Here is a 23,217-nt window from a genome sequence, read left to right on the forward strand (position 1 = left end):
CTTTGGGTTTACCGCAGCTTGTCCAAGAGCTCCTGCGTCCGTGGATCATCCCCGCGCATTTCCAGCAGCGTCGCTTTGGCCTCTTCCAGTTTGCCTTCTTTGAGCTGGATCAGCGCGGTGTACCAAAGTGCCTTTTCGTAGAATTCCGATTCCGGCTGGAGTCGGATTTGGTCCAAAAGAACACTGGATTCTGCCGCTTGACCCCGGTTTAATTTTGCCATGGCAACGTAGAAAACCAGCGTATCCGTATCACCAAGGCGCCTTAGCTCCGTCCAGACCGCCTCCGCTTCGGCGTAGGCTTCCTCCTTGTAGCTCACCATCCCGTCGTCAAATTCGTAGCTGTCCGTGCTGCTCATCGGCACCGGCAATCCCGGATCGGGGTAGTAGTAGGCGGAGAATAGGTCCTCGTCCTCACCAATCCCCCGCCCCAGGCTAAGCCACACCAGGACCACGGCTATCAGTGCCAAGGACGCAGCAATGCCATATTTCCACAAAGGGATAGACCTGCTACTGCCCTGCTGGATTTCTTTGGATTTGAAAAAGGAGTCAAGCTCTGTCGCCGCCATCAGCTTCTGCTGAATGGCAACTTCCTCCCTGAGACTCGGGTTTGTCTCCATTTCACGCCGGAAGTCCACAGCCTCCTGCTCGGGCATGTCGTCCGAGACATATCGGTCGATTTCGTCAAATTCCTCCGGGGAAAGTTCTGGCTTATGCTTCTTCATGGGTATTGATCAGCTGTAGGTAGGCTGCCCGCAGGCGGTTCATGCAGCGGTATTTCATGGTTTTCACACTTTGATCGGTCACGCCAATGCTCTGGGAAAGCTCCTGGAGGGACTGCTTCAGGAAATAAAAGGAATTGAGGATGGTTTTGCATTTGTCCCCCAACGAACTCATTGAGCGGTGGAGCACATCCAGATCTCCAAACGCCTCCTCGAGTTCCCCGCTTTCGACTTGGGGCTCTTCCACACCAGAGAGATCCAGTGAATGGCCAAAGCGCCCTTTCCGCTTTAGCTCGTCCATCCATTTGTACTTGCAGATCTGCCGCACGTAGGCGGTGAAGTCCGACTCGATGCCGACAAATTTCCCGTTTCTCAAGTTGATCCAAGCGACGCTGAGGCTGTCCTGGAAGATATCTTTTGCCTCTTGGGAGGTTCCGCTGTTTTTGGCCACATAGCGCTCAAACCATGGCAGGTTTTCGGCGTAGGCTGTTTCCAGCCATTCCTTTGCTGTGGGCTTTACGGGGTTGAGATCGGTTTTGCTGGTCACGTCTTGGAGTTCAGTTCTTTAAGATACTGTTCTGAAAGAAATTCTGAAAACCAAGACGTTGATAGTGTTCCAGTTTTTAGCGCAGCAAGGCTAATCCCCTTGCTTCTTGATTTTGACTATGACCTGGGCGGTCCCTTTGTACTTGGCGGCGTTCGCCGCAAAGCCCGCACAGTCCGGCCAACCTTTGTTTTCCGGCCTGCTGCCCGACTGCACAAAGACATAGCTGAACTCATATTTGCCTTCATAGTCGGGTTGTTTTTGGGCACTCCAGGTGGCGCTTCTGCCTACCATGATGTTTCCCCCTGGATAAAACTCGACGATCTTTGCGGTATAGGAGATGGCGTTTTCCACCGGCTCTACGAGGAAGTGGACCCCCGAACCGCAGTTGAGGTAGATTCCCGTTTGATTGGAAAAGGATTTGACCTGAGTGCTTACCATGATGATCTTTACGTCATCCTCATTGTTGATCTCGATGGTCTCGCTGAGCTCCTCAAAGAGGAAATACTCTCCGTCTTCGGCCGATCGCTCATACACGCGAACAGTGACCTTCTCGGTGCCTTTTTCGGTATCCTCGTCGGTACATTCGTAGCTGAGCGAGTTGGTGTCATAGGTGGTGATCACGTTCGCATACTCACCGTTGTTTTTCAGTCGGCCATGCTTTCCCTCGATGGTCCAGACGATCTTTTTGCCGGTGAAGTCGGCACCACGCTCGGTGACAGGCTCGACATAAAGCCTGGCTGAGTTGGTAGAACCCTCTTTTCCAGACAGGATCAGGCCTTTAGGCTTGAGCTCGTAGCTGCTTTTTTTCAGGTTGAGCACCGCCGTGTCCCGACCGATGAGCTGGTTTTTGAAATAAGCCTCTATGTAGATGTACTCGAAGTTGTTTTCCTCCGGCAGCTCATTGGCGCCGGTTTCGGAGTAAAAGGTCACTTTGGTATCCGAGCTTTCAAAAGCCTTCCCCTTATGCCCTTTGGTGTCCTGGATGTAGCCATACTTTCCAGAGGTGCTCCACTTGAAATAGGGGAAGTTGTCGCCTCCCGCTTCCTGGAGGTTTTTGATTTCGGCCGTCAGCTCTTTGTGTCCCCTGCTGGCCACGGTGGCCTCGGCCGGCAAGAGGCTGACTTTGGCGGCGCGGGCCTGTATCGTCCACTCCTCGATGTTTTTGGACATGGCAATCCCAAATGACACCTGCGCCAGATCCTGCCCTGCCATGATGGTATTGATCACCTTGAGGATGCCGGTGAACTTGCCCAGCACCTGTTGATCCAGCTTTTGGGCGGCCCCTTCTATGTTTACACTTCTCTTTGCAGCCTGGCTTCGGATAAAGTTGAAAACCTTGGTCAAAAGAGGCTCCAGGTACTTGTTTCCCCCACCTTCTGTCCCTATAAAGAGCGTAAAAGAAATCAGCGCATCCTTGAATTTCCCCTGCTTGATCAAGTCATAGGTAGCAGGGCTGGCGTTGATGATCACTTCCACCTGGTCGATGAAAGCGACTACACCGGACTCTCCCACATCAAATCCCGCCGCGTTCAGGTCGTCTTTCCAACCCACCATCTGCATGGTAAAGGGCAGAAACAGGTCCAATACGAAAGACTCCATGGAAAGCCTCAGCTGCTTGATGCGCTCTGCATCCGTCATGGGGATGGAGGCGTTTTCGCCCCCGGCGCCAACCACTCTCACTTTGTAGGTGTGCTCGTCCTCATTGTCGCCCAGGGTAATGGAGTAAGGCTCCGACTTGGCCACGCCGGCAGAGGCCGCTCCGCCATCGATCGCTCCACCGACCACCCCCGTCGCAGAGGTGAAGGCGGTGGTTGGGTTGACCATGAAGTCTTTGCTGGCCGCAGTTCCTTTGCCGATTGACGGGATCAGTACCTTGCTGCTGCCGTCTGTAAACTTGGTTTCGGTCTTGTAAAGAAAGGCGTGGGCGCGTCTCCTGTAGTAATTGTTGACCGCGATGCTGCCTATGCTTTCTTCGAAAACCTGGATACCGCTCTTGACATCAGACTGGTCTATGGATATGTCGGACACACGGGCGGCCTCCTCGATGCGACCCCGGATGTCCAGTTCCTTAGGCTTGGGCATCACCTTTGCCATCAGCGCGTTTAGCGGCTGCGCAAAGGAGGTGGTGGAGAGCAGCGTGGGATTGGTCTTCCACAGCGTCTCAAATTCCTTTTCCCACTCTTGGATCTCCGGATATTTCCCTATCTCGGCAAAGAATTTTGGGGCGAGTTCCTCGGTGCTGAGCCACAGCCCAGAAGCCAGGAACACCAACACTCTGGCGGTGCTTTTGGCCGAAAATTCCTTGGAGTTTCCATCGATGTATCCTGCCATGAGTGGCTTCCCGTCTTTGTCAAAAAGAAAGGCCACCTGGCCTATCCCGGGGGTAGAGACCACCTGTGACTTGCCCCCAGCTACCGGAAAACTTTCCCCGAAGGAAAAAATCTCCGCGCCCGTCAAGTCCACCGCAGCCCCCTGAGGGAGGACAATCTGTACGTCGCTTACCTCAAACCCCTCGCCTGGAGGCGTGGTAGGGCCAACTGGCTCCGTGTCGTCCTGGCAGGACCACATCGTCAAAAACATCATCATAAGGGTAAAAATCAAGGGTTTCCTTTTCATGGCTCGTATAGTTTAAAGTGGATGAATCGTCTCTAGTCCCCGCATTATTGCAGTGGAAAGGGCTTCTACCTACTTATCGCCGAAAGGAAAAAAAGTGAACAGTCTGCGGGGAAAAATTTTTGGAAAGGAATGGCGCCAATCAGGGCCTTGGCGAAAAAAGAAAAACCCGGAAGCTTGCCTCTGAAAATCAGCGAGCTTCCGGGGTAACTACATTAGTCCAATTGAAAAAGTTGACTAGGCGGGCTCAGCCTATTTTTTGCCGAGCCGCAGTTCTTCCAACACTTTTCCAATCCAAACCAGCGTTTTGGCGATGTCCTCCTCATGGATGTTTTTTCCCAAACTAAACCGGATCGATGCCCTGCCCAGGTCGGCGTCAATTCCCATGCCTTGAAGCACGTGGCTGGGTTTGGGGGAAATGGAAGTGCAGGCCGAGCCGGAGCTCACCGCTACTTTCTGGTTGACTTTGCGGAGCAGCTCCTCCCCTTCCACACCTCCAAAGGAAATGTTGCACACATGGGGAAGTCGGTCGATGTGACTCCCATTCAAAAAAGTGTCCGGAATAGCCAAAAGCTGCCTTTCCAAGTTGTCACGGAGGATTGTTAGCCGCTCGCCTTCGGCCGCCATTTCCTGTCGGCGAAGTTCGGCCGCCTTTCCAAAACCCACAATGCCGGTGACGTTGAGCGTCCCACTGCGCATGCCTTTTTCGTGGCCGCCACCGTGGATTTGCGCCAAAGGCTTGGGCAAAGCATGGTTGTGCCGGACATAAAGCGCACCAACGCCCTTGGGGCCATAGAGCTTATGTGCCGAAAGGGCCATCAGGTGAATGCCTCGGGTAACTACCGGGATCTTTCCGACGGCTTGCACGGCATCGGTGAAGAAGGCTACGTTTCGCTTTTCACAGAGTTCGGCAATCTTCTGAATTGGATGGATGACTCCGGTCTCGTTGTTTGCCCACATGAGGCTGACCAGTTTGGTGTGGGGCAAAATGGCCCTTTCCAGACTTTCCAGGCTGATTTCCCCCAGCGAGTTGACCGGGAGATAGGTGACTTCGGCTCCCCTTTTTTCCAGCTCTGCGAAAGTATCCAGTACGGCTTTGTGCTCCGTCTGGCAAGTGATGTAGTGCTGCTTTTCCCCAGGATAGCTTTCAAAAATCCCTTTGATGGCCAAGTTGATGGCTTCGGTGGCACCCGAAGTGAAGACGATTTCCTTGGGATTGGCACCGATGAGGTTGGCGACATTCTCCCGCGCTTCCTCGACGGCGTTTTCGGCCACCCAGCCATAGGGATGGCTTTTGCTGGCGGCGTTGCCAAAATGCGTGGAAAAATACGGCAACATGGCCTCCAGCACTTCCGGTGCGCAGGGAGTCGTGGCGTTATAGTCTAGGTAAATGGGGTAATTCATGCACTCAAGATAAGGCAAGCACAAGGATTTCGCTTACGAAAATGAGACGATCTGGTAGCCGTTTGATGATCGGGAGGGCGAAAGAAGCACGTAGAAGCATCTTTGTTGCTTTAGCTGAACTTTTTTCAAGTGCTTTTGGTGTTTGGCACTGAGGGGGCTTCGACTCCGCTCAGCCTGTAATCGATTCTTCTCAGCCTGACATCAACTCTTCTCAGGACGACGATGCGGTCACCCTGAGCGTAGTCGAAGGGTAAGATACTAGACTCGTCCCCGACTGAAATTGCTAACTTGAAACAAAAAAACATGCAAGAAACCTGGTCTTTTGATTTTCCAAAAACAGAAAGCCTCCCCGACCAACTCACGGATATTTTGGAGCGGGAGGCGAAGGAACTGGGGATTTTTCTCTCCTATTATTATAAAAAGGAAGGAGCCTTGGCGGAAAAAGTATCCTTGAAGGGAAAGCCAATTTTCGTCGATGAGCGCAAGGGAAAGCTTGTGCTGGACTTTGACCTGGTGCATTTCAACGCGTGCCTGGCCATCCACGAGCAAAAGCGGGAGGAGATGACTGTGGACTTTGAGATCGACCCAACCCATGAAAAACTGAAGCTCGTCGGTCCCTACTGGCCGAGCCGGGAAATGGACGAGATTTAGTTTTTTTTCTTTAGTGCATATCCGCAATCTTGCCTGTGAGCGAATTTACTTCTTCACCCGGGCTTGTTTACTTAGGCAGGCTAGAAGACCCCGACTCGTCGGGCAGGCGATGACGGAAGACCGAAGCTTGGGAAAACCCGTAGCTTGGCGTTCTTTCGGATGGCGACGGCAACCTTGGTGGAACAAAAGCGGACATACATATTTTCCTTTAAGTCCCATTCATCAGTTCTTCAGTGGTTGCAGTTCCTTTCATTTCGGCTATTTTTGGCTATCCATTTTCCAGTATGAAAGAAGCAACAGAGTCGCTCAACTTCATTGAGCAAATAATTGAAGAAGATCTGGCCGCGGGATTTCCGCAGGAAAAACTGCGTTTCCGCTTTCCGCCGGAGCCAAACGGCTACCTGCACATCGGCCACGCCGCCTCGATCTGCCTCAATTTCGGTTTGGGTGAAACGTACAATGCGCCTGTAAACCTGAGATTTGACGACACCAACCCTTCCAAAGAGGAGCAAGAATACGTGGATGCCATCAAGCGCGACGTCGCCTGGATGGGATTCCAGTGGGCCAATGTCTGCTACGCCTCGGACTATTTCCAGCAGCTCCACGACTGGGCAGTCACGCTGATCAAAGCTGGCAAAGCCTACGTCGACGGGCAAAGCTCCGAGCAGATGGCTGCGCAAAAAGGCACGCCTACCAGCCCTGGCACCGACAGCCCTCACCGCAACCAGTCCGTGGAGGAAAACCTGGATTTGTTTGCCCGCATGAAGGCTGGGGAATTTGCCCCGGGAAGCTACGTGCTGCGTGCCAAGATCGACATGGCCTCGACCAACATGCACATGCGCGATCCTATCCTCTACCGCATCATCAAGAAGTCACACCACCGCACCGGCTCCGACTGGTGCATCTATCCCATGTACGACTGGGCGCATGGAGAGTCTGACTATATCGAGCAGGTCTCCCACTCGCTTTGTACGCTGGAGTTCAAGGCGCATCGCGAGCTCTACGACTGGTATCTGGATCAGATCCACGACCCTTCCCGACTGCGTCCCAAGCAGCGGGAGTTTGCGCGGAGAAACCTCAGCTATACCGTGATGAGCAAGCGAAAACTGCTGGAACTCGTCCAAAACAAATACGTCTCCGGATGGGACGATCCCCGCATGCCTACCATCTCGGGCTTGCGTCGACGAGGCTATACGCCGGAGTCCATCCGCAAATTCAGCGAGCTGTCCGGTATCTCCAAGCGGGACAACGTGACGGATGTATCGCTATTGGAGTTTTGCATCCGCGAAGACCTGAACAAGACCGCTACCCGCGTGATGGCCGTGCTGGATCCGGTGAAGCTGGTTTTGACCAACTATCCCAAGGCCCAAGTGGAAATGCTGGATGCCGAAAACAACCCGGAAGATCCGAACTCCGGTACGCATCAGGTTCCATTTTCGCGTGAACTCTACATCGAGCGGGAGGATTTCCTCGAATCTGCTGGCAAAAACTTCTTCCGTCTCACGCTCGGCGCGGAAGTACGCCTGAAAAGCGCCTACATCATCAAGGCTGAATCCGTGGTGAAGGATGCCGAGGGCAACATCCTGGAAATCCACGCCACCTGCGACATGGACTCGAAGTCAGGTTCAGGCACCGAGGCCAGCACAAGAAAGGTGAAGGGAACGCTTCACTGGGTTTCCATCGCCCATGCGATCAAGGCCGAAGTGAGGGAATACGACCGCCTCTTCTCCGACGAGGCACCCGATGCCCATGAGGACAAAAATTTCCTGGAGTTTCTCAACCCCAACTCCCTGAAAGTAAACAAGGAAGCCTACCTGGAGCCGTTTTTGGCCCATGCCACCACGGCTGACAAATACCAATTCCAGCGCTTGGGATACTTCGTCCTGGACAGCGATGCCACTGCCGACAGGCTGATCTTCAACAAAACCGTGGGGCTGAAGGACTCTTGGGCCAAGCAGCAGGCACCGGCTGCCAAACCCACGGCGCCGGCACCCAAGCCACAGCCCAACCAAGGCAAGAAAAGCGCCCTGAGCGAAGTGCAGCAGATCAGTAAAAAGCTGACCAACCTCTCCGGCGACAAACTGGAGGCTGCCCGTCAGGACATCATCCGCTATGCCGCCGAAATCAGCTACGAAGAAATCGAGCCGCTTTTTGGCACTGCTGCCAAAAAGGTCGGAACCCGTATCGGGGTCATGCTGGTCTTGGGTGTCTTGCTGAAAAATGGACAAGAGCGAAATGCCGCTGTAGAAGCTTTTATCGAAGCTGGCAAATCCGACTCCGATGAAATGCTGAAAGCGGAAGCCGAGGCGATCGCTTGATACCAGCCTTGCTGGGCAAACGAAAAAGGCGACAGAGATTGATCTCTGCCGCCTTCTTTTTTGCTCCGGTCTTCGGTCTTGATTCTAAAATCTAATGTCTAGCGTCTTGATACCAGCGTCTAGATACTTACCATCATGCTCTTCTGATCTCCAGATTGATATCCGAAAACTCCTTTTGCTCGATAAAAGGCTGGCTGCGGAGTCTTCTGCCGGTAGCGGCAAAGATCGCATTGGCAATCGCACCCCCAGTCGGAGGAAGTGCAGGCTCGCCCAGGCCGGTCGGATCAAAGCCAGAGTCCAGGAAATGCGTCTCGATCTCCGGCACTTCCTTCAGTCGGATGAGGCGATAAGAATCGTAGTTTTTCTGCTTTGGCACCCCATTTTCGAAGGTTAGGTTGGTGTACATCGCATGGCCCATGCCATCGACGATTCCTCCCCTCACTTGGTGGTTTGCTCCAATGGGATTCACGACCATGCCGCAGTCGGTTACCGCCGTGATTTTTTTCAGCACCGGCGTGCCGCCTTGCATTTCAATATCAGCCACTTGTGCGACATAGGATCGGTGGGAGAAATAGACGCTCAGTCCCTGTTTTACGTTGGGATCTTGTCCCCACTTGGACTTTTCAGCGACCTCCTTGGTCACGGCGATCATGCGGTCCACATCGTAGCCCAACTCGCCTACAGGATTGGATTTGGCCCGATTGAGCAATTCCAACCGAAACTCAACCGGATCTTTTCCCGCCTCCAAAGCCACTTCATCGAGAAAGCTCTGCTCCGCGTAGGCCAGGAAATTGGTAATCGGAGCTCTCCAGGCATTGGTGGTCACAGAGGATTCATAGTTGACGCTTTCGATCAGCACATGGTCCACGGCGCCGGAGGGGAAGTTGTTTTCTCTGGTGGAGTTCCCGGCGTTCATCCCTACGCCCTTGAGTTTGTAGCCGACCATTCGGTTGTCGGCATCCAGCGCAGCTTCAAATCTATAGCGGACGGCAGGACGGTAGGCTCCACCGGTCAGCTCATCTTCCCGGCTCCAGGTCACTTTCACCGGACCCGCGATAGCCTTAGAGATGTGGACGGCCTCTTCCGCGTAGTCTGCCCGCAGCCTTCTTCCAAATCCACCTCCCAGACGGGTGATCTGCACGGTGATGTTTTCCTTTGGTATGCCCAAGATATCCGCCGCAGATTGTCGAGCCCTGTCAGGGGTCTGGGTGGGTCCGATCAGTTCGCATTTATCTCCTTGTACATGCGCAAAGAAGTTTTCAGGCTCCATGGGCGAGTGCGCTAAAAAGGGACATTGATACTCTGCCACGACGACCTTTGCGGCGTTTTTAAAGGCCTGGTTTACATTGCCATCAGCCCGCTTCGTTTCAGCCTTTCCATTAGCCATGAGATCTGCGAAAATACGGTCATGGTCTGAGGTGCTTTCGACGTTACCATCCGCTTCGTACTCTACCTTCAGCAGCTTTTTCGCCTTCATCAGTGGCCAGGTGGAAGTACCGACCACGGCTACACTGGTACCAAAGGTCACTACATCGGTGATGCCAGCAACAGCCTTGGCGGCGGACTCATCCACCGATTTGATCTTCATCCCAAAGGGAGCCCGCTGTACCATGGCGTGCTTCATTCCTTCCCGGTAAAAGTCCAATCCGTAGAGGGGCTTGCCGGTGTACATCTCCATCGCATCCACGTTTTTGACGGGCGTTCCGATGATTTTGAAGTCCTTTTTGTCCTTCAACGCCACCTCTTCAGGTGCCGTGATGGTCGCGGCTTCCGCTACAAATTCGCCGAAATGGCCGCTTTTTCCAGAAGCGTTGTGGGAGATGACTCCCTTGTCTACGGTGATTTCCCCAGCGGGCACATTCCAGGTTTTGGCTGCAGCGGCGACCAAAACGAATTTTGCGGTAGCGCCTGCCTTTCTCAGCCTCTCCCAGCTATGGGGCATGGCGCCCGATCCTCCGGTGAGCTGTCGCTCGTACTTCTCGGTGTCCAGGTTGGCTTGGACTACCCTCACCTTGCCCCAGTCGGCATCGAGCTCCTCGGCCACGACCATGGGAAAGGAGGTTTTGATGTTTTGACCCAATTCGGGATTGGGAGAGTAGATGACGACGTCTCCGCTTGGAGAGATGGACAGGTAGCTATTGAAGGACTTGGCTTGGGCGAGGATTTCCTCGGTGCTGAGCACTTCCACCTTGGGCGAGTCACAGCTAAACCAGTTGAAGCCGATTACCAATCCTCCGACGGACGTTCCTGCGATCTTGAGGAAGTCCCTTCTGCTTGATTTGATTAGCGTGCTCATGGTTATTTGGTGTTAGCGGCTAGGGCGACGGCTTCCCGTACCTTGTGGTAGGTACCGCAGCGGCAGATATTCCGGTTCATCGCGTTGTCGATTTCCTCCATGCTGGGGCTTGGGTTTTCGTTGAGAAAAGCCGCCGCAGTCATGATCTGTCCGGCCTGGCAGTAGCCGCACTGGGCCACGTCCACTTCGGCCCAGGCCTTTTGGACGGGATGGTCTCCCTCCTCGGAAAGTCCCTCGATGGTGACGATCTCGGCCTTACCGACGCTGGATACTGGCAGCACGCAGGAAAAGGTAGCCGTCCCGTTGACGTGCACTGTGCAGGCCCCACATTGGGCTATGCCGCAGGAAAATTTAGTGCCGACCAGGCCGAGATGGTCTCGCAGCACCCACAGCAGGGGTGTGTCGTCGGCTACGTCAACGGTATGGGCTTTCCCGTTGATCTTCAAGTTGTAGTTTGCCATGGTAAAATGGGTTATTTGCGGATCTGTCTTTACGCTTTTCTGCGAGTAAACGAATTTTCATTGACAATTGGGCTGGATACTTCGACTTCGCTCAGTACAGGCGACCGATGACCGAAGACCGATGTAGCGTTTTCGACATGGTTTCCCGCTCCCAATACTAGTCTTAGACTATTGCAGGCAAAGTAGCGTATATCCAAATTAGTGTCTTATAAGGTAGAAAAAATATGCCGTTCAGCCCAGCATATGGTTTTTAACGGCTTGGAAATTTGATGAATAGCGGAGGCTCACCCGATTCGGCGGATATTTCGGCACCTTTTTCTCCTCCAAACAGTTTAACCTTTTTAAAATAATGTGTTTATCCGCTATTGTGCCAGTAGGCAGCCGTGACAATCCGAAAAAATGCTAAAATTGGGGCTTTGCCCTACTTCGGTCTTCGGTCATCGCCTGCCCGACGAGTCGGGGTCTTCTGACCTGCCTGAGCAGGCAGGCCTGATTGAAGAAGCAAATTCGCTTATTGGCAAGATTGCGGATAGTCACGTTGAAAAACTCTCCATTCCAAAACTCATGGGAAAGATTTTCCTGCGTTTGCTCAAATACACTTCGATGACTTTATTAACGATTCTCGTTTTGCTGATTGTGTTGGTCTTCCTTTTCGTCCAATTCAGCCCGCAGTTTGGCGCTGCCCCGGACAAAAGCAGCCAGCTCAGATACGAGCAACTCCCCTACTACACTGACGGCAAGTTTTCTAACCTCATTCCTACCAACATGGACATGAGTACCGGGAAAGCAATCCGCATGCTGCCCGAGTTTTTCAAAAACGACCCGGCGAGGAGGCCGGATTTTGAGATTCCCATCGAAAAGAGGGACAGCCTGGAGCTGACCGGTCCAGTTGCGGCTACGCGGCTGGTTTGGTTTGGACACTCGGCTTTTCTCCTGCAGATAGACGGGAAGACCATCCTGATCGACCCCATGCTGGGAGAAGTGCCGTCCCCTCATCCCTTGCTAGGCAAAAAGCGGTTTTCCAAAGAACTGCCGATAGCAATCGAAAAACTGCCAAAGATCGACTTGGTCATGATCTCCCATGACCACTACGACCACCTGGACTATGGTTCCATCCAAAAGCTCATGGGCAAGACCGAGCGCTTTTTGGTGCCCTTGGGTGTCGCCGCGCATTTTGAACGCTGGGGTGTGGACAAGTCGGCGATCCAGGAGTTTGCCTGGTGGGAAGAGGCGCAAATCGACTCCCTGCGTCTGGCTTTTACCCCATCCCGGCACTTCTCAGGCCGAGGGCTCAACGACCGCTTCAGCACACTCTGGGGGTCTTGGGTGATCCAAGGAGCCGAAGAAAACCTCTATTTCAGCGGTGACAGCGGCTATGGGCCGCATTTTAGCGAGATCGGGGAAAAATATGGCCCCTTCGACCTGGCGATGATGGAGTGCGGGCAATACAACGAAAACTGGGCGGACATCCACATGGCTCCCGAAGAGACTGCCCAGGCGGCGGCGGACCTAAACACGAAAGTGTTTATGCCCATTCACTGGGGGGCCTTCACGCTGGCCATGCACACCTGGACCGACCCGGTGGAGCGCGTGCAGCGCAAAGCCGAAGCGCTAGACCAGGCGATCGTCATTCCCAAGATTGGCTCCTTTATCGACCTATCCTCTGAGCTGAAGACCCGGGAAAACTGGTGGGTCAAGCCCTGACTTGGGATTTTGCCGTTGCCGAGGCCGTTCTTTGCCATCGCTTTAGCAACATTTAATGTCGCCCCTACCAGAATAAATGTTCCCTTTTTTTTGATTTTACCTATTTTCATATCTCATTTACACAATCACAATTCGTAAACCCATGTCTCAAACCATCAAATCGGCCATCGTCGGTACCGGATTTATCGGACCAGCTCACCTCGAGGCCCTGAGAAGAATCCCTAATGTAGAAGTAGTTGCCCTGTGCGAAGTGACCCAAGAGCTGGCTGAAGCAAAGGCAAAGCAGCTCGGAATTCCCCATGCCTACACGTTTGACGAGATGCTCAAGCAGCCGGAAATCGACGTGGTGCACATCTGTACGCCAAACTTCCTGCACTATTCCCAAGCCAAGGCGGTACTGGAAGCCGAAAAGCACGTGATCTGCGAAAAACCACTCGCGGTGAAAATCGATGAAGCGGAAGAGTTGGTGAAAATCGCCTCTGCGACCGGGCTGGTCAATGCGGTTCACTTCAACCTGCGCTACTATCCTATGGTGCGGCAGATGAAGACCATGCGTGAAAAAGGCGAGCTGGGCGAGGTGTACTCCGTGATGGGCTCCTACCTGCAGGACTGGCTGTACCTCAATACGGACTACAACTGGAGACTGGAGCCGGACAAGTCCGGGGATTCCCGTGCCATCGCCGATATAGGTTCTCATCTTTTGGACATCACGGAATATGTCACCGGATTGAAAATCACAGAGGTGATGGCGGATTTTTCCACCGTACACAAGACCCGTCTGAAGCCGCTGAAGGCAATCGAGACCTACTCAGGCAAGATGCTCAGCATGGAGGACTATGCCGAGGTACCGATCAATACCGAAGACCACGCCACCGTTTTGCTGCGCTTTGACAACGGAAGCAAAGGCTCCGTCACCGTATCCCAAGTGGCCGCTGGCCGTAAAAACAGGCTGAACATCGAGATCTCCGGCTCCAAGTCCAACTTTGAATTCAATTCAGAAAGACCCAACGAGCTCTGGATCGGTAAGCGTGAGAAAGCCAATGAGCAACTGATGAAGGATCCTGCGCTTTTCCATCCAGAAGCTTCCGCACTGATCAGCTTCCCAGGCGGCCACAACGAAGGCTTCCCCGATACTTCCAAGCAGATGTTTAAGGAGGTTTACGCGGCGGTAGCGGCAGGAAAACAGCCTGAGAATCCCTCTTTTCCAACTTTCGCCAGCGGCTTGAGAGAGCTGATCATCGGCGAGCGAATCGTGGAGAGTAACAAGAAACAAGCTTGGGTCAAGATCTAAGCAGCCAGAAAAGCCTTTCCAAGAATATTTTGGGAAGGCTTTTTTATTTGCGCATAACCTTTGAAGCCAAAAACCTGTTTTTACTTCTGGTTTAGGTTTTCTGGCCAAAGGCCAAACGGGAAATTTTCAATCCCGCTTTATTTTAAAACTAAACTTTCGATTACCTTCATTTTCATTACTAACAAACCCATCAAAACAATGAATTTCAGAAAAGCACTCTTTTCGATGGCACTGACCGCATTTGCGGTAGTAGCGGCTTTTGCGCAGGAAAAAGCAAGCCCCGCCAAGACAGCCGAAGGGACCGTCGCAGGTTCCAAGATCACCATCAACTATTCCTCCCCTGCCGTGAAAGGCCGGGTGATCTGGGGAGATTTGGTTCCGCTGGGCCAGGTATGGAGAGCCGGAGCCAATGAAGCAACCACCTTCACCACCACCAAGGACATCACCGTGCAGGGACAGAAACTGCCAGCGGGCACCTACAGCTTCTTCATCATCCCCAACGAAGGCCAGTCCACCTTTATCTTCAACAAGGTAGCCAAGCAGTGGGGAGCTTTCGAGTATGATGCCAAGCAGGACCAGCTGCGCGTAAACGTGCCTTCCGGCGAAAACGGAACCATGGAGGAGCGTTTGGTTTACGAGGTAAAACCTGACGGCTTCGAAGTGCGCTGGGAATACGGCAAGGCTTTTGCCAAGATCGGTTCCTGATCCTAACCTGCTGAAAAAATCGACACCCGCTGAGAGATTGGCGGGTGTTTTTTGTTTGGGCGTCATACCTTGGCGACTTCCATGTCGTAGCGGAAACCCGTACTTTTGCCCCCGATGTCCGATTTCAATCCCTTCTCTTTCGACCTCCCGGTGGCGGAGATCATCCCCAAAGTCCAGTCCCAACTCGCCCAAGCCAACAGCCTTATCATCCAAGCGCCTCCTGGTGCGGGTAAAAGTACGCTCTTGCCTTTGGCGCTTTTGGACGAACCCTGGCTGGCGGGCAAAAAGATCATCATGCTGGAGCCCCGCCGCCTGGCCACCAAGAGCATTGCACAGCGCATGGCCAGTATGCTGGGCGAAAACACCGGGGAAACGGTCGGCTACCGCATCCGCTTTGAGTCTGCGATCTCCAATAAAACAAGGCTGGAAGTCATCACCGAGGGAATCCTGACCCGCATGATGCACTCGGACAACGAGCTGCAGGACGTAGGCCTGGTGATTTTTGACGAGTTTCATGAGCGAAATCTCCATGCCGAGGTAGCCCTGGCGCTTTGCCGGGAAGTGCAGCAGGTGCTGCGTCCAGACCTGAGGATTTTGCTGATGTCGGCTACCATCGATACCGCTGAGCTTTCTTCCCTGCTCGGTTCCAAAGTGATCCAAAGCCAAGGCCGCCAGTTTCCCGTCCAGGTAAACTATCTCAGCGAGGCCGACGAATATGCCATCGGCGAGGATACGGCGAGGCAGATCATCCCGCTAACCAAAACCCATGAAGGCGATTTTCTGGTCTTCCTTCCCGGACAGGGAGAGATCAAAAAGGCCGAGGCAGTGCTCCGTCGCGCCCTTCCCGATGACGTGGTCGTTCCCTTGTATGGGCAGCTGTCACCCGCAGAACAAAACCGCGCCATCCTGCCCCACCCCTCGGGCAAGCGCAAAATCGTCCTTTCCACCGACATCGCGGAGACCTCGCTGACCATCGAAGGCGTGAAAGTTGTGGTCGACTCTGGCTTTGCGAAGTCCAACCGATTTGATCCCAGATCGGGACTCTCCCGCTTGGTTTTGCACCGCATCAGCAAGGATTCTGCTGACCAGCGTAGCGGTCGTGCTGGCCGTTTGACCGCTGGTCACTCTTACCGGCTTTGGACCAAAGCCACCCAAGCACAGCTGGCCGAATTCCGGACACCTGAGCTCATGGAGGCCGATTTGACCGGTTTGGTGCTGGATATGAAAGCCTGGGGAAAGGACGACATCCGCTCCATGACCTGGCTGACACCACCGCCTGCGGGCACATTGGCGCTATCCGAAAAGACCCTGGAGTCCATCGAAGCACTGGAGGAGGGCAAGCTGACCAACCACGGTCATGAAATCCATGAACTCCCCTGCCATCCCCGTATTGCGCACATGCTGCTCTACGCCAAAAAGGCCAAGCAACTCGGCTTGGCGACGGACATCGCAGCAGTGCTGGAGGAACGGGATCCCCTACCCGCGGACGCTGGGGTGGATCTAAACTTGAGAATCGAGGCTTTGCGGAGATTTCGAAGCCGCGGAGCTTCCATTGCCCGTATCAAAAAGATCGAAAAGATCGCGGCCCAATACCGGCGCATGTTTGGCGTCGAGGCGCAAAACGATCCGGTTGACCCTTGGCAGACCGGCCTGCTTCTAGCCTACGCCTATCCCGAGCGGATCGCTGCCGCCCGCCCCGGCAACAATGCCCAGTTTCAGCTTTCCAACGGAAAAATAGCCCAAATAGGCCATCGTGACGACCTTGCCCATGAGTCATGGCTTGCCGTCGCCCACTTGGATGCCCGCGAGGGCATGGGCAAAATCTGGCTTGCCGCTCCCATCAACCCGAAGGACTTGGCCCCCATGCTCAAGTCCAAGGAAGTGCTGGAATGGGATCGCAAAAAAGGCGGGCTGATCGCCCACTCTGAGATCCGCATCGGGGCGATTGTCTTGGGAAAAAGGCCTTTGGCCAATTTTGACAAAAGCCAGGCGACCCAGGCAATCCTCGAAGCCATAGCAGAAGAAGGCGAGCTGCTGCTGGATTTCAACGAAGAAGTGCTCCAACTCATCTACCGCGTCCAGTCCCTGCGAAAGTGGAATCCAGGCCAAGACTGGCCGGATTGGTCGGAGCGGATGCTTTGCGAATCGGCCCCGGAATGGCTCAGTCCCTACCTGCAAAACATCAGCAAAAACGAGGATTTCAAAAAACTGGACTTGGGTCAAATCCTGCTGCACAGCCTCCCATTTGAACAGCAAACCTTGCTCGATGAGCTCGCTCCGCAAAAACTGCTGGTTCCCTCTGGCAGCCAAATCCAAATCGAGTATCGGGAAGGTGGAGACACGCCTCTCTTATCCGTTCGGCTTCAGGAGCTGTTTGGGCTCTTGGACACGCCAAAAGTCAACGCGGGCAAAGTTGCCGTCCTGATCGAGATGCTTTCCCCGGGATACAAGCCCGTGCAGCTCACGCAAGACCTTAGGAGCTTCTGGGCCAATGGCTATTTCGAAGTGAAAAAGGAGCTGAAGCGACGCTACCCCAAGCACGAATGGCCGGAAGATCCGATCAACGCTGAGGCCGTCAGGGGCGTGAAGCGGAGAGGGTAACGGATTACTCAAAGCCAATATCTCGGCGTTTTTGGCTTCATCTTGGCTGAGAAAAGGTAAATTGGACAAACAGCTTTGGTATGCTTCGCTATTATTCTCTCCGGTCTGCACTTTTCATCCTCCTTCTCCTGGGAGCCTGCGCTCCCAAGTCAAGCGTGGAGACCTCCAGGCAATCGGCCGGTTTTGTTTCTTTTACCACTACAGGGCTAGACCGTGAAGAGGATGAGTTGGTGGGGGTTTACTTTATGCCTTCCTGGAACACCTCGCCTGATCCCAACACGGACCGGGACAGTTTTTGGTCTTGCCTGCAAGATCCTGCCAATTGCTCCAACCTCTTGAACCCGGGGATCTGGGGGCCAAAAGGAAGGATCTACAATGCGCAATATCCCTACGAGGGGCCCTATCTGGACCGCAAGCCAGTTGCCGAGCTGAAGGGCTTTTACAAGCGCACCGATCCGGAAGTAGCCAGAAAGCAGCTTCAATACATGAAAAGCTACGGAATCGATTTTTTCGCCTACGACTGGTTTTTTGGCAGGCACTACTTCCACCACCAAAACTTTGCTCCCCAAGCCCACCTCTACTACCCAAAAGGCTGGCCAGCCGACCAGGCACGCTCCGGAAGGGTTGCCGTACCAGGCTTGATTGAGTGGGGCGAGCAGCTGGAGGTTCTCTTGGCGGAAAATGCCAAGCTTCCAAAGGACGAACAGATGAAGTTTGCGATCAACTGGTGCGACGACAGCGACGAGCGCTGGAAGCTTTGGCTGAAAATCGGCTCCCCCGACGAGCTGGCCCGCCAGGCCAACTACGAGGGCGAAAAGCCCACCAGGGAACTGTACCTCAAAGTCCACGAAAAAATCACCCAGCTGTGGATAGACCAGTATTTCAGTAGGGAAGATTACCTCATAGGCAGCGACGGCAGGCCGATTGTTTACTTCTACTTTCCGCAGGATGCCGAGGCCAGAGCGGCATATTACGGTTTGGGCTTGGGAGATTTGCTCAAGCTTTCGCAGCAGACCGCGCAAAAGGCCGGCCTGCCGGGCATCAAGTTTATCGCAGTGATGGCCGGGCCGATGCAGCAGCACGAGCGCATGTATGGTCTCCCCACGGTTTGGAAGCCCAAAAACCCCAAGAAACCCTGGGAAGGCGGAGAGTACCAGAAGCGCCAGCTCCTACAAGAGTATGTCCCAAGGCTCAAGGGAATGGGCTTTGAAGGGATGACGGCCTATGTGTACCACAACTTTATGGAGAAAGACAACCGCTCCTATGCCGATATGAGGGAGACCTATCGAGGCCACTGGGATATGTGGAGCGAGAAATTCAAGAAAGACCCCGGTTTTGAGTATCAGGTGCCGGTCGCCATGGGCTGGGACATGAGGCCGGCCGGAGGCACTTGGCCACAGCAAAGCGGCTTTCCCTCCGAACCCTACAAGGACCTGGTACACAGCGACAAGACTTCATTCACAGGTATGCTGAGGGACGCAAAGCAAGTATCCCAGAAGTATAGAGCTTCCAATGGCAACACGGTGATGATCTGCTGCTGGAACGAATACTTGGAGGGCAACTACATTGAGCCCACGGAGGGCCACGGCTTCAGCTACTTGGAAGCGATACAGGAAGTGTTTGGAAATTGACCGGCCACCGAGACGGCTGAGACTTTTGGGAAGTCTTTTCTCCAGGCGAAAATGCGCTTCCCGCCTATCTCACCCTCTGCCTGATCCCTCAAAGAGCTCGTACTTGAGCAGGCGGCAGTCGATGGTGCCGTTCCAAAACTCTATCCGTCGATTGGCCTTCAAGCCGACTTTTTTGGCAAGCTCCAGGTTTCCGGTGAAGATGTAGCCCCGATATCCCGCGCACTTCTGCTTCATGAAGTCTCCCATGCGCCGATAGGTCAGTTCGAGTTCGTCGTTTTCCCCCAGTCGTTCCCCATATTCCGGATTGAACATGATGACGCCCCGTGGCCTTTCCGGGATTTCAGTCTCGGCAAAGTCGCAGGTCTGGAACTCAATCATGTGGTCGACGCCAGCATAGGCGGCATTTTCCCTCGCAAAAGAAATCGCCTGCAAAGAGATATCCGAAGCAATGATCTTCACCTCGGTCGCCTCTACGATCTTGTTTTCCAGCTTTTTCTTTTTGGCCAAATAGGCAGCCTCGTCGTACCCAAGTATGTGCTGGAAGGAATAGTGGTCTCGATAGAGGCCTGGATAGCGCTTGGTGGCCATCAGCGCTGCCTCGATGGCAAGCGTGCCGGAGCCGCACATGGGATTGATGAAGGGCACGCGGGTGTTCCACTCGGTGGCGTAGATCGTGGCGGCGGCAAGGGCCTCCATCATCGGCGCTTTGCCTGGGATCTTGCGATAGCCGTGCTTGGCGAGCGTTTCACCGGAGGTATTGAGGTAAACGGTGGCTTGGGTTTCCTTCCAAAAGACCTGAACTACCAAGCCTGAAAAGTCCGAACCGGAGTCCGGCCGTCGTCCTTTCTGCTCACGAAAGCGATCTACGATGGCGTCCTTGACCTTCACGTTGACGATGAGAGGTGTGGTGATGGATTCGTTTTCCGCCACGGAATTGACCGAAAAGTAGCCGTCCACATCCAGGTATTCCTCCCAGGGGATGGACTTAAACTTGCGGTAGATGTCCTCGGCATTTCTGAGATAAAAGGATTTGATCTCGTAAAGTACGTGGGAGGCGGTGCGCAGGTGCAGGTTCAGGTCCATGCATTCTTCCATGCTGGCCTGGATTTCCAGGCCGGTTCGCATGACGGAGCTAGGCACAAAGCCGAGGTCACGGACTTCCTGCTCCAGGTAGCTGACCGAGCGGTCCTTGCAGGTGATGAATACTTTTCCCTTTTGGTTAAAATCAAGCATGCGCAAAAGTACGCAAGGCAGGCGGATATCAGGGGGATCTCCCGGGATAAATTGGAGTACATATCTTACGTATTGGGATGCGCGATCCAGCAAGGTGTCACAAAGTCATTCCGCCCGATCCCCCTATTTTCCATTCGCAATCGATTCCGTAAATTGAAACCTGCGTAGGTTGCCCCTACTTGCATTTATCTGGAATTTTAACCCGTACCCAAACCCCAAAAATAAATGAACCAATCCCTTAGAAAGAGCCTATTCTTTCTCTCCAGCGTAGCCCTCATCAGCTGTTCGACTCCTGCCGAGAAAGCAGAAGACGGCTGGGTAAATCTATTCAATGGTGAAGACCTTTCCGGCTGGAAAGCCGTGGCCGGCACGGCGACCTTTGAGATCGTGGACGGCGAGATCGTCGGCACCTCGGTGGCGGGTTCGCCCAATACCTTCCTGATCACCGAGCAGACCTACGGGGATTTCATCCTCGAACTCGACCTCAAAGTGGAGCATACCACCTCCAACTCCGGCGTGATGGCCCGCGGCCAATATGATCCTGCCGCCCGTGAGGGAAAGGGAATGGTCTTTGGCTACCAAATCGAAGCCGACCCGACCGAGCGCGCTTGGTCTGCCGGTATATATGACGAGGCTCGCAGAGGCTGGCTTTATCCCCTGGATCTAAACCCAGACGCAAAATCCGCCTTCAAAATGGGCGAGTACAACCATTATCGTATCGAGGCCATCGGCAACGAAATCAAAACCTGGCTCAACGGACAGGAAGTCGCCTACGTGGTGGACGACATGGACAAGACCGGCTTTATCGGCTTGCAGGTGCACTCGGTGAAGGATGAGTTTGCCGGAAGAAAGACCTACTTCAAAAACGTGAAGATCCAGACTGAAAACCTCCAGCCAAAGCCTTTCAGCAAGGACATCTACGTGGTCAGCACGGTGGACAACACCCTGACCGACTTCGAAAAAGCAAACGGCTACAAGCTCCTCTTCAACGGCCAAAACAGCGAAGGCTGGAGAGGTGCGAAAATCGAGACCTTCCCTACCACTGGTTGGACGGTAAACAACGGTGTGCTCACCATCGCCAAGACAGACGGCAGCGAGTCCCAAAATGCGGGTGACATCGTCACTGTGGACAAATACTCCGCCTTTGACCTTTCCTTCGATTTCAAACTCACCGAAGGCGCCAACAGTGGCGTGAAGTACTTCGTGACGCTGTCCGAAGGCAACACCGGATCTGCCATAGGCCTGGAATACCAAGTCTTGGATGACGAAAGGCACCCCGATGCCAAGATGGGAATCGCCGGTAACCGTACCCTATCTTCGCTTTACGACCTGATCACCTCCAGCAAAACTGCCCGATTTGTCAAGCCTATCGGCGAGTGGAACAAAGGACGGGTGGTAGTCTATCCCGACAACCGTGTCGAGCACTACCTAAACGGCGTGAAAGTAGTGGAATATGTCAGAGGCTCCCAGGAGTACCGCGACCTGGTGGCCGGCTCCAAATACCAGAAGTGGGAAAACTTTGGCGAAGCTGCCGAGGGCCACATCCTCCTGCAGGACCACGGCGATGAGGTAAGCTTCAAAAACATCAAAATCAAAACCCTTAACTAACCTGTGATGAGCAACAATCAACAGAACCGAAGGGATTTTATCAAGAAAAGTACCGCAGCCACGCTGGGCCTATCCGTCTTGGGTTCTGTTGGTTTTTCTGCAAAATCCTATTCGAGAATCATCGGTGCCAATGAGCGCCTCAATGTGGCAATCGCCGGATTGGGACGCAGGCTCGGCGCCTACTATGAGCCTATCGGCCTCGCTTCCAGCAATGTCAACCTGCTCTATCTCTGCGACGCCATGCAGTCCCAGATGCCCAAGGCTGCCAAAAACTTCGAGAAACACATCAGCTACACGCCAAAGCTCGAGCAAAACATCCTCAAAGTCCTGGATGACAAAGAGGTGGACGTGCTGATCAATGCGACGCCTGACCACTGGCATGCGCCAGGCACTTGGCTGGCCCTGGAGCGTGGGAAGCATGTGTATGTGGAAAAGCCCTGCTCCCACAATCCCTGGGAAGGAGAACTCCTCATTGCCCTGCAGAAGAAGTACAACAAGGTCGTCCAGATGGGCAACCAGCAGCGCTCCGCTCCCGAGAGCCGCGAGATCATCGCCGCCATCCACAACGGCGCTATCGGGAAGGCATTCATGGCCAAGGCCTTCTACAGCAACAACCGGGGAGCTGTCCCCAATCCTGTCAAGCAAGCAGCGCCAGCCGGGCTCGACTGGGAGCTCTTCCAAGGGCCCGCTCCCCGCAAGGAATACATGCATGACACCTGGGACTACAATTGGCACTGGTACGGCTGGGACTATGGCACTGCCGAGACCGGCAACAATGCCACCCACGAGCTGGACGTAGCCCGCTGGGCCCTCCAGGTGGACTATCCCAGCGAGGTATCGGTGATCTCCGGCAAGATGCACTATCCCGAAGACGGCTGGACCATGTACGACACCATGGAGGCTACCTTCAAGTTTGGCGACAACAAGGTCATCCAGTGGGATGGCAAAAGCCGAAATGCCGCGAAAACCTACGGCTCCGACCGGGGCACCATCATCTATGGCACGGAGGGCTCCGTCTATGTCGACCGGGGCGGCTACAAGCAGTTTGACCGAAGTGGCAAGATGGTGAAGGAAAATAGGGGCGGTGGCAGCGAAGGCGGCACGCAGCTTGGCGGCGGCGGAGACATGAGCACCACCCACGTGGTCAACTTCTTCAATGCGGTGCGCGGGCTGGAAAAGCAAAACTCCAACATCGAGGAGGGCGCGGTATCTACCCTGCTTTGCCACCTGGCCAACATCAGCAGCCGTACGGGCGAGTCCCTGGTGTGCGACCCCAAAAACGGCCATATCCAAAACTCCGAAAAGGGCAAAGCGCTGTGGAAAAGAGACTATGAAAAAGGTTGGGAGCCTCCCAAAGTCTGATCAATATTGAAAATTTGGTTTTCTTTTTTACCAAACACCTGCTTTCGCATCGAGGGCAGGTGTTTTTCTTTTT

At 54.0% G+C, this 23,217-nt stretch carries 16 protein-coding genes; 9 read left to right on the forward strand and 7 right to left on the reverse strand.

Features of this window, described 5'->3' with window-relative positions; all coding sequences use genetic code 11:
- Window positions 1–8: 8 nt before the first annotated feature.
- The 4 genes from J0A68_RS07975 to J0A68_RS07990 all read right to left on the reverse strand — a co-directional run bounded on the left by J0A68_RS07975 (window position 9) and on the right by J0A68_RS07990 (window position 5,283).
- The gene (locus tag J0A68_RS07975; protein WP_206577649.1) at window positions 9–722 is read right to left on the reverse strand and encodes a tetratricopeptide repeat protein; all 714 of its coding nucleotides are present in this window, start codon (window positions 720–722) and stop codon (window positions 9–11) included.
- A complete protein-coding gene (locus J0A68_RS07980; RefSeq protein WP_206577650.1) occupies window positions 709–1,266 on the reverse strand; it encodes an RNA polymerase sigma factor in 558 nt (185 codons plus the stop codon). Before J0A68_RS07980 ends, J0A68_RS07975 begins: the two co-directional genes overlap by 14 nt.
- Window positions 1,267–1,356: 90 nt before the next feature.
- Entirely contained in the window at window positions 1,357–3,882 is a 2,526-nt protein-coding gene (locus tag J0A68_RS07985; RefSeq protein WP_206577651.1) for a hypothetical protein, read from the reverse strand.
- Window positions 3,883–4,131: 249 nt separating this feature from the next.
- The gene (locus J0A68_RS07990) at window positions 4,132–5,283 is read right to left on the reverse strand and encodes a cysteine desulfurase family protein (RefSeq protein WP_206577652.1); all 1,152 of its coding nucleotides are present in this window, start codon (window positions 5,281–5,283) and stop codon (window positions 4,132–4,134) included.
- A gap of 303 nt (window positions 5,284–5,586) precedes the next feature.
- Between J0A68_RS07990 and J0A68_RS07995 the strand changes: the two genes are divergently transcribed.
- Both J0A68_RS07995 and J0A68_RS08000 read left to right on the forward strand, forming a co-directional pair.
- Complete coding sequence (locus J0A68_RS07995) at window positions 5,587–5,934, forward strand: hypothetical protein (protein WP_206577653.1); 348 nt, start codon at window positions 5,587–5,589, stop codon at window positions 5,932–5,934.
- A gap of 284 nt (window positions 5,935–6,218) precedes the next feature.
- A complete protein-coding gene (locus J0A68_RS08000) occupies window positions 6,219–8,252 on the forward strand; it encodes a glutamine--tRNA ligase/YqeY domain fusion protein (RefSeq protein WP_206577654.1) in 2,034 nt (677 codons plus the stop codon).
- Window positions 8,253–8,385: 133 nt separating this feature from the next.
- Here the strand turns inward: J0A68_RS08000 and J0A68_RS08005 are convergent, their stop codons facing one another.
- Both J0A68_RS08005 and J0A68_RS08010 read right to left on the reverse strand, forming a co-directional pair.
- Window positions 8,386–10,548 (reverse strand): xanthine dehydrogenase family protein molybdopterin-binding subunit, encoded by a 2,163-nt coding sequence (locus J0A68_RS08005; protein WP_206577655.1) that lies wholly within the window; start codon window positions 10,546–10,548, stop codon window positions 8,386–8,388.
- Window positions 10,549–10,550: 2 nt separating this feature from the next.
- A complete protein-coding gene (locus J0A68_RS08010) occupies window positions 10,551–11,009 on the reverse strand; it encodes a (2Fe-2S)-binding protein (RefSeq protein WP_206577656.1) in 459 nt (152 codons plus the stop codon).
- Between the two features lie 564 nt (window positions 11,010–11,573).
- On the opposite strand from J0A68_RS08010, the gene J0A68_RS08015 reads away from it, so the two are divergent.
- From J0A68_RS08015 to J0A68_RS08035, 5 genes are all read left to right on the forward strand, one after another.
- The gene (locus tag J0A68_RS08015) at window positions 11,574–12,713 is read left to right on the forward strand and encodes an MBL fold metallo-hydrolase (protein ID WP_236021397.1); all 1,140 of its coding nucleotides are present in this window, start codon (window positions 11,574–11,576) and stop codon (window positions 12,711–12,713) included.
- Between the two features lie 142 nt (window positions 12,714–12,855).
- Window positions 12,856–14,004: a Gfo/Idh/MocA family protein gene (locus tag J0A68_RS08020; RefSeq protein WP_206577657.1), complete on the forward strand. Its 1,149-nt coding sequence runs from the start codon at window positions 12,856–12,858 to the stop codon at window positions 14,002–14,004.
- A 198-nt stretch (window positions 14,005–14,202) separates the two neighbouring features.
- Window positions 14,203–14,709 (forward strand): DUF2911 domain-containing protein, encoded by a 507-nt coding sequence (locus J0A68_RS08025; RefSeq protein WP_206577658.1) that lies wholly within the window; start codon window positions 14,203–14,205, stop codon window positions 14,707–14,709.
- A 114-nt stretch (window positions 14,710–14,823) separates the two neighbouring features.
- A complete protein-coding gene (gene hrpB / locus J0A68_RS08030) occupies window positions 14,824–17,310 on the forward strand; it encodes an ATP-dependent helicase HrpB (protein WP_206577723.1) in 2,487 nt (828 codons plus the stop codon).
- An 80-nt stretch (window positions 17,311–17,390) separates the two neighbouring features.
- Window positions 17,391–18,941: a glycoside hydrolase family 99-like domain-containing protein gene (locus J0A68_RS08035; RefSeq protein ID WP_206577659.1), complete on the forward strand. Its 1,551-nt coding sequence runs from the start codon at window positions 17,391–17,393 to the stop codon at window positions 18,939–18,941.
- Between the two features lie 69 nt (window positions 18,942–19,010).
- Here J0A68_RS08035 and J0A68_RS08040 read toward each other — a convergent pair whose 3' ends face one another.
- A complete protein-coding gene (locus J0A68_RS08040; protein ID WP_206577660.1) occupies window positions 19,011–20,174 on the reverse strand; it encodes a THUMP domain-containing class I SAM-dependent RNA methyltransferase in 1,164 nt (387 codons plus the stop codon).
- A 225-nt stretch (window positions 20,175–20,399) separates the two neighbouring features.
- On the opposite strand from J0A68_RS08040, the gene J0A68_RS08045 reads away from it, so the two are divergent.
- On the forward strand, window positions 20,400–21,782 hold the full coding sequence (locus tag J0A68_RS08045) for a 3-keto-disaccharide hydrolase (protein WP_206577661.1): 1,383 nt from the start codon (window positions 20,400–20,402) through the stop codon (window positions 21,780–21,782).
- Between the two features lie 6 nt (window positions 21,783–21,788).
- A complete protein-coding gene (locus J0A68_RS08050) occupies window positions 21,789–23,144 on the forward strand; it encodes a Gfo/Idh/MocA family protein (RefSeq protein WP_206577662.1) in 1,356 nt (451 codons plus the stop codon).
- The last annotated feature ends 73 nt before the right edge of the window (window positions 23,145–23,217 follow it).

The organism is Algoriphagus oliviformis, assembly GCF_017254915.1.
Lineage (GTDB): Bacteria > Bacteroidota > Bacteroidia > Cytophagales > Cyclobacteriaceae > Algoriphagus > Algoriphagus oliviformis.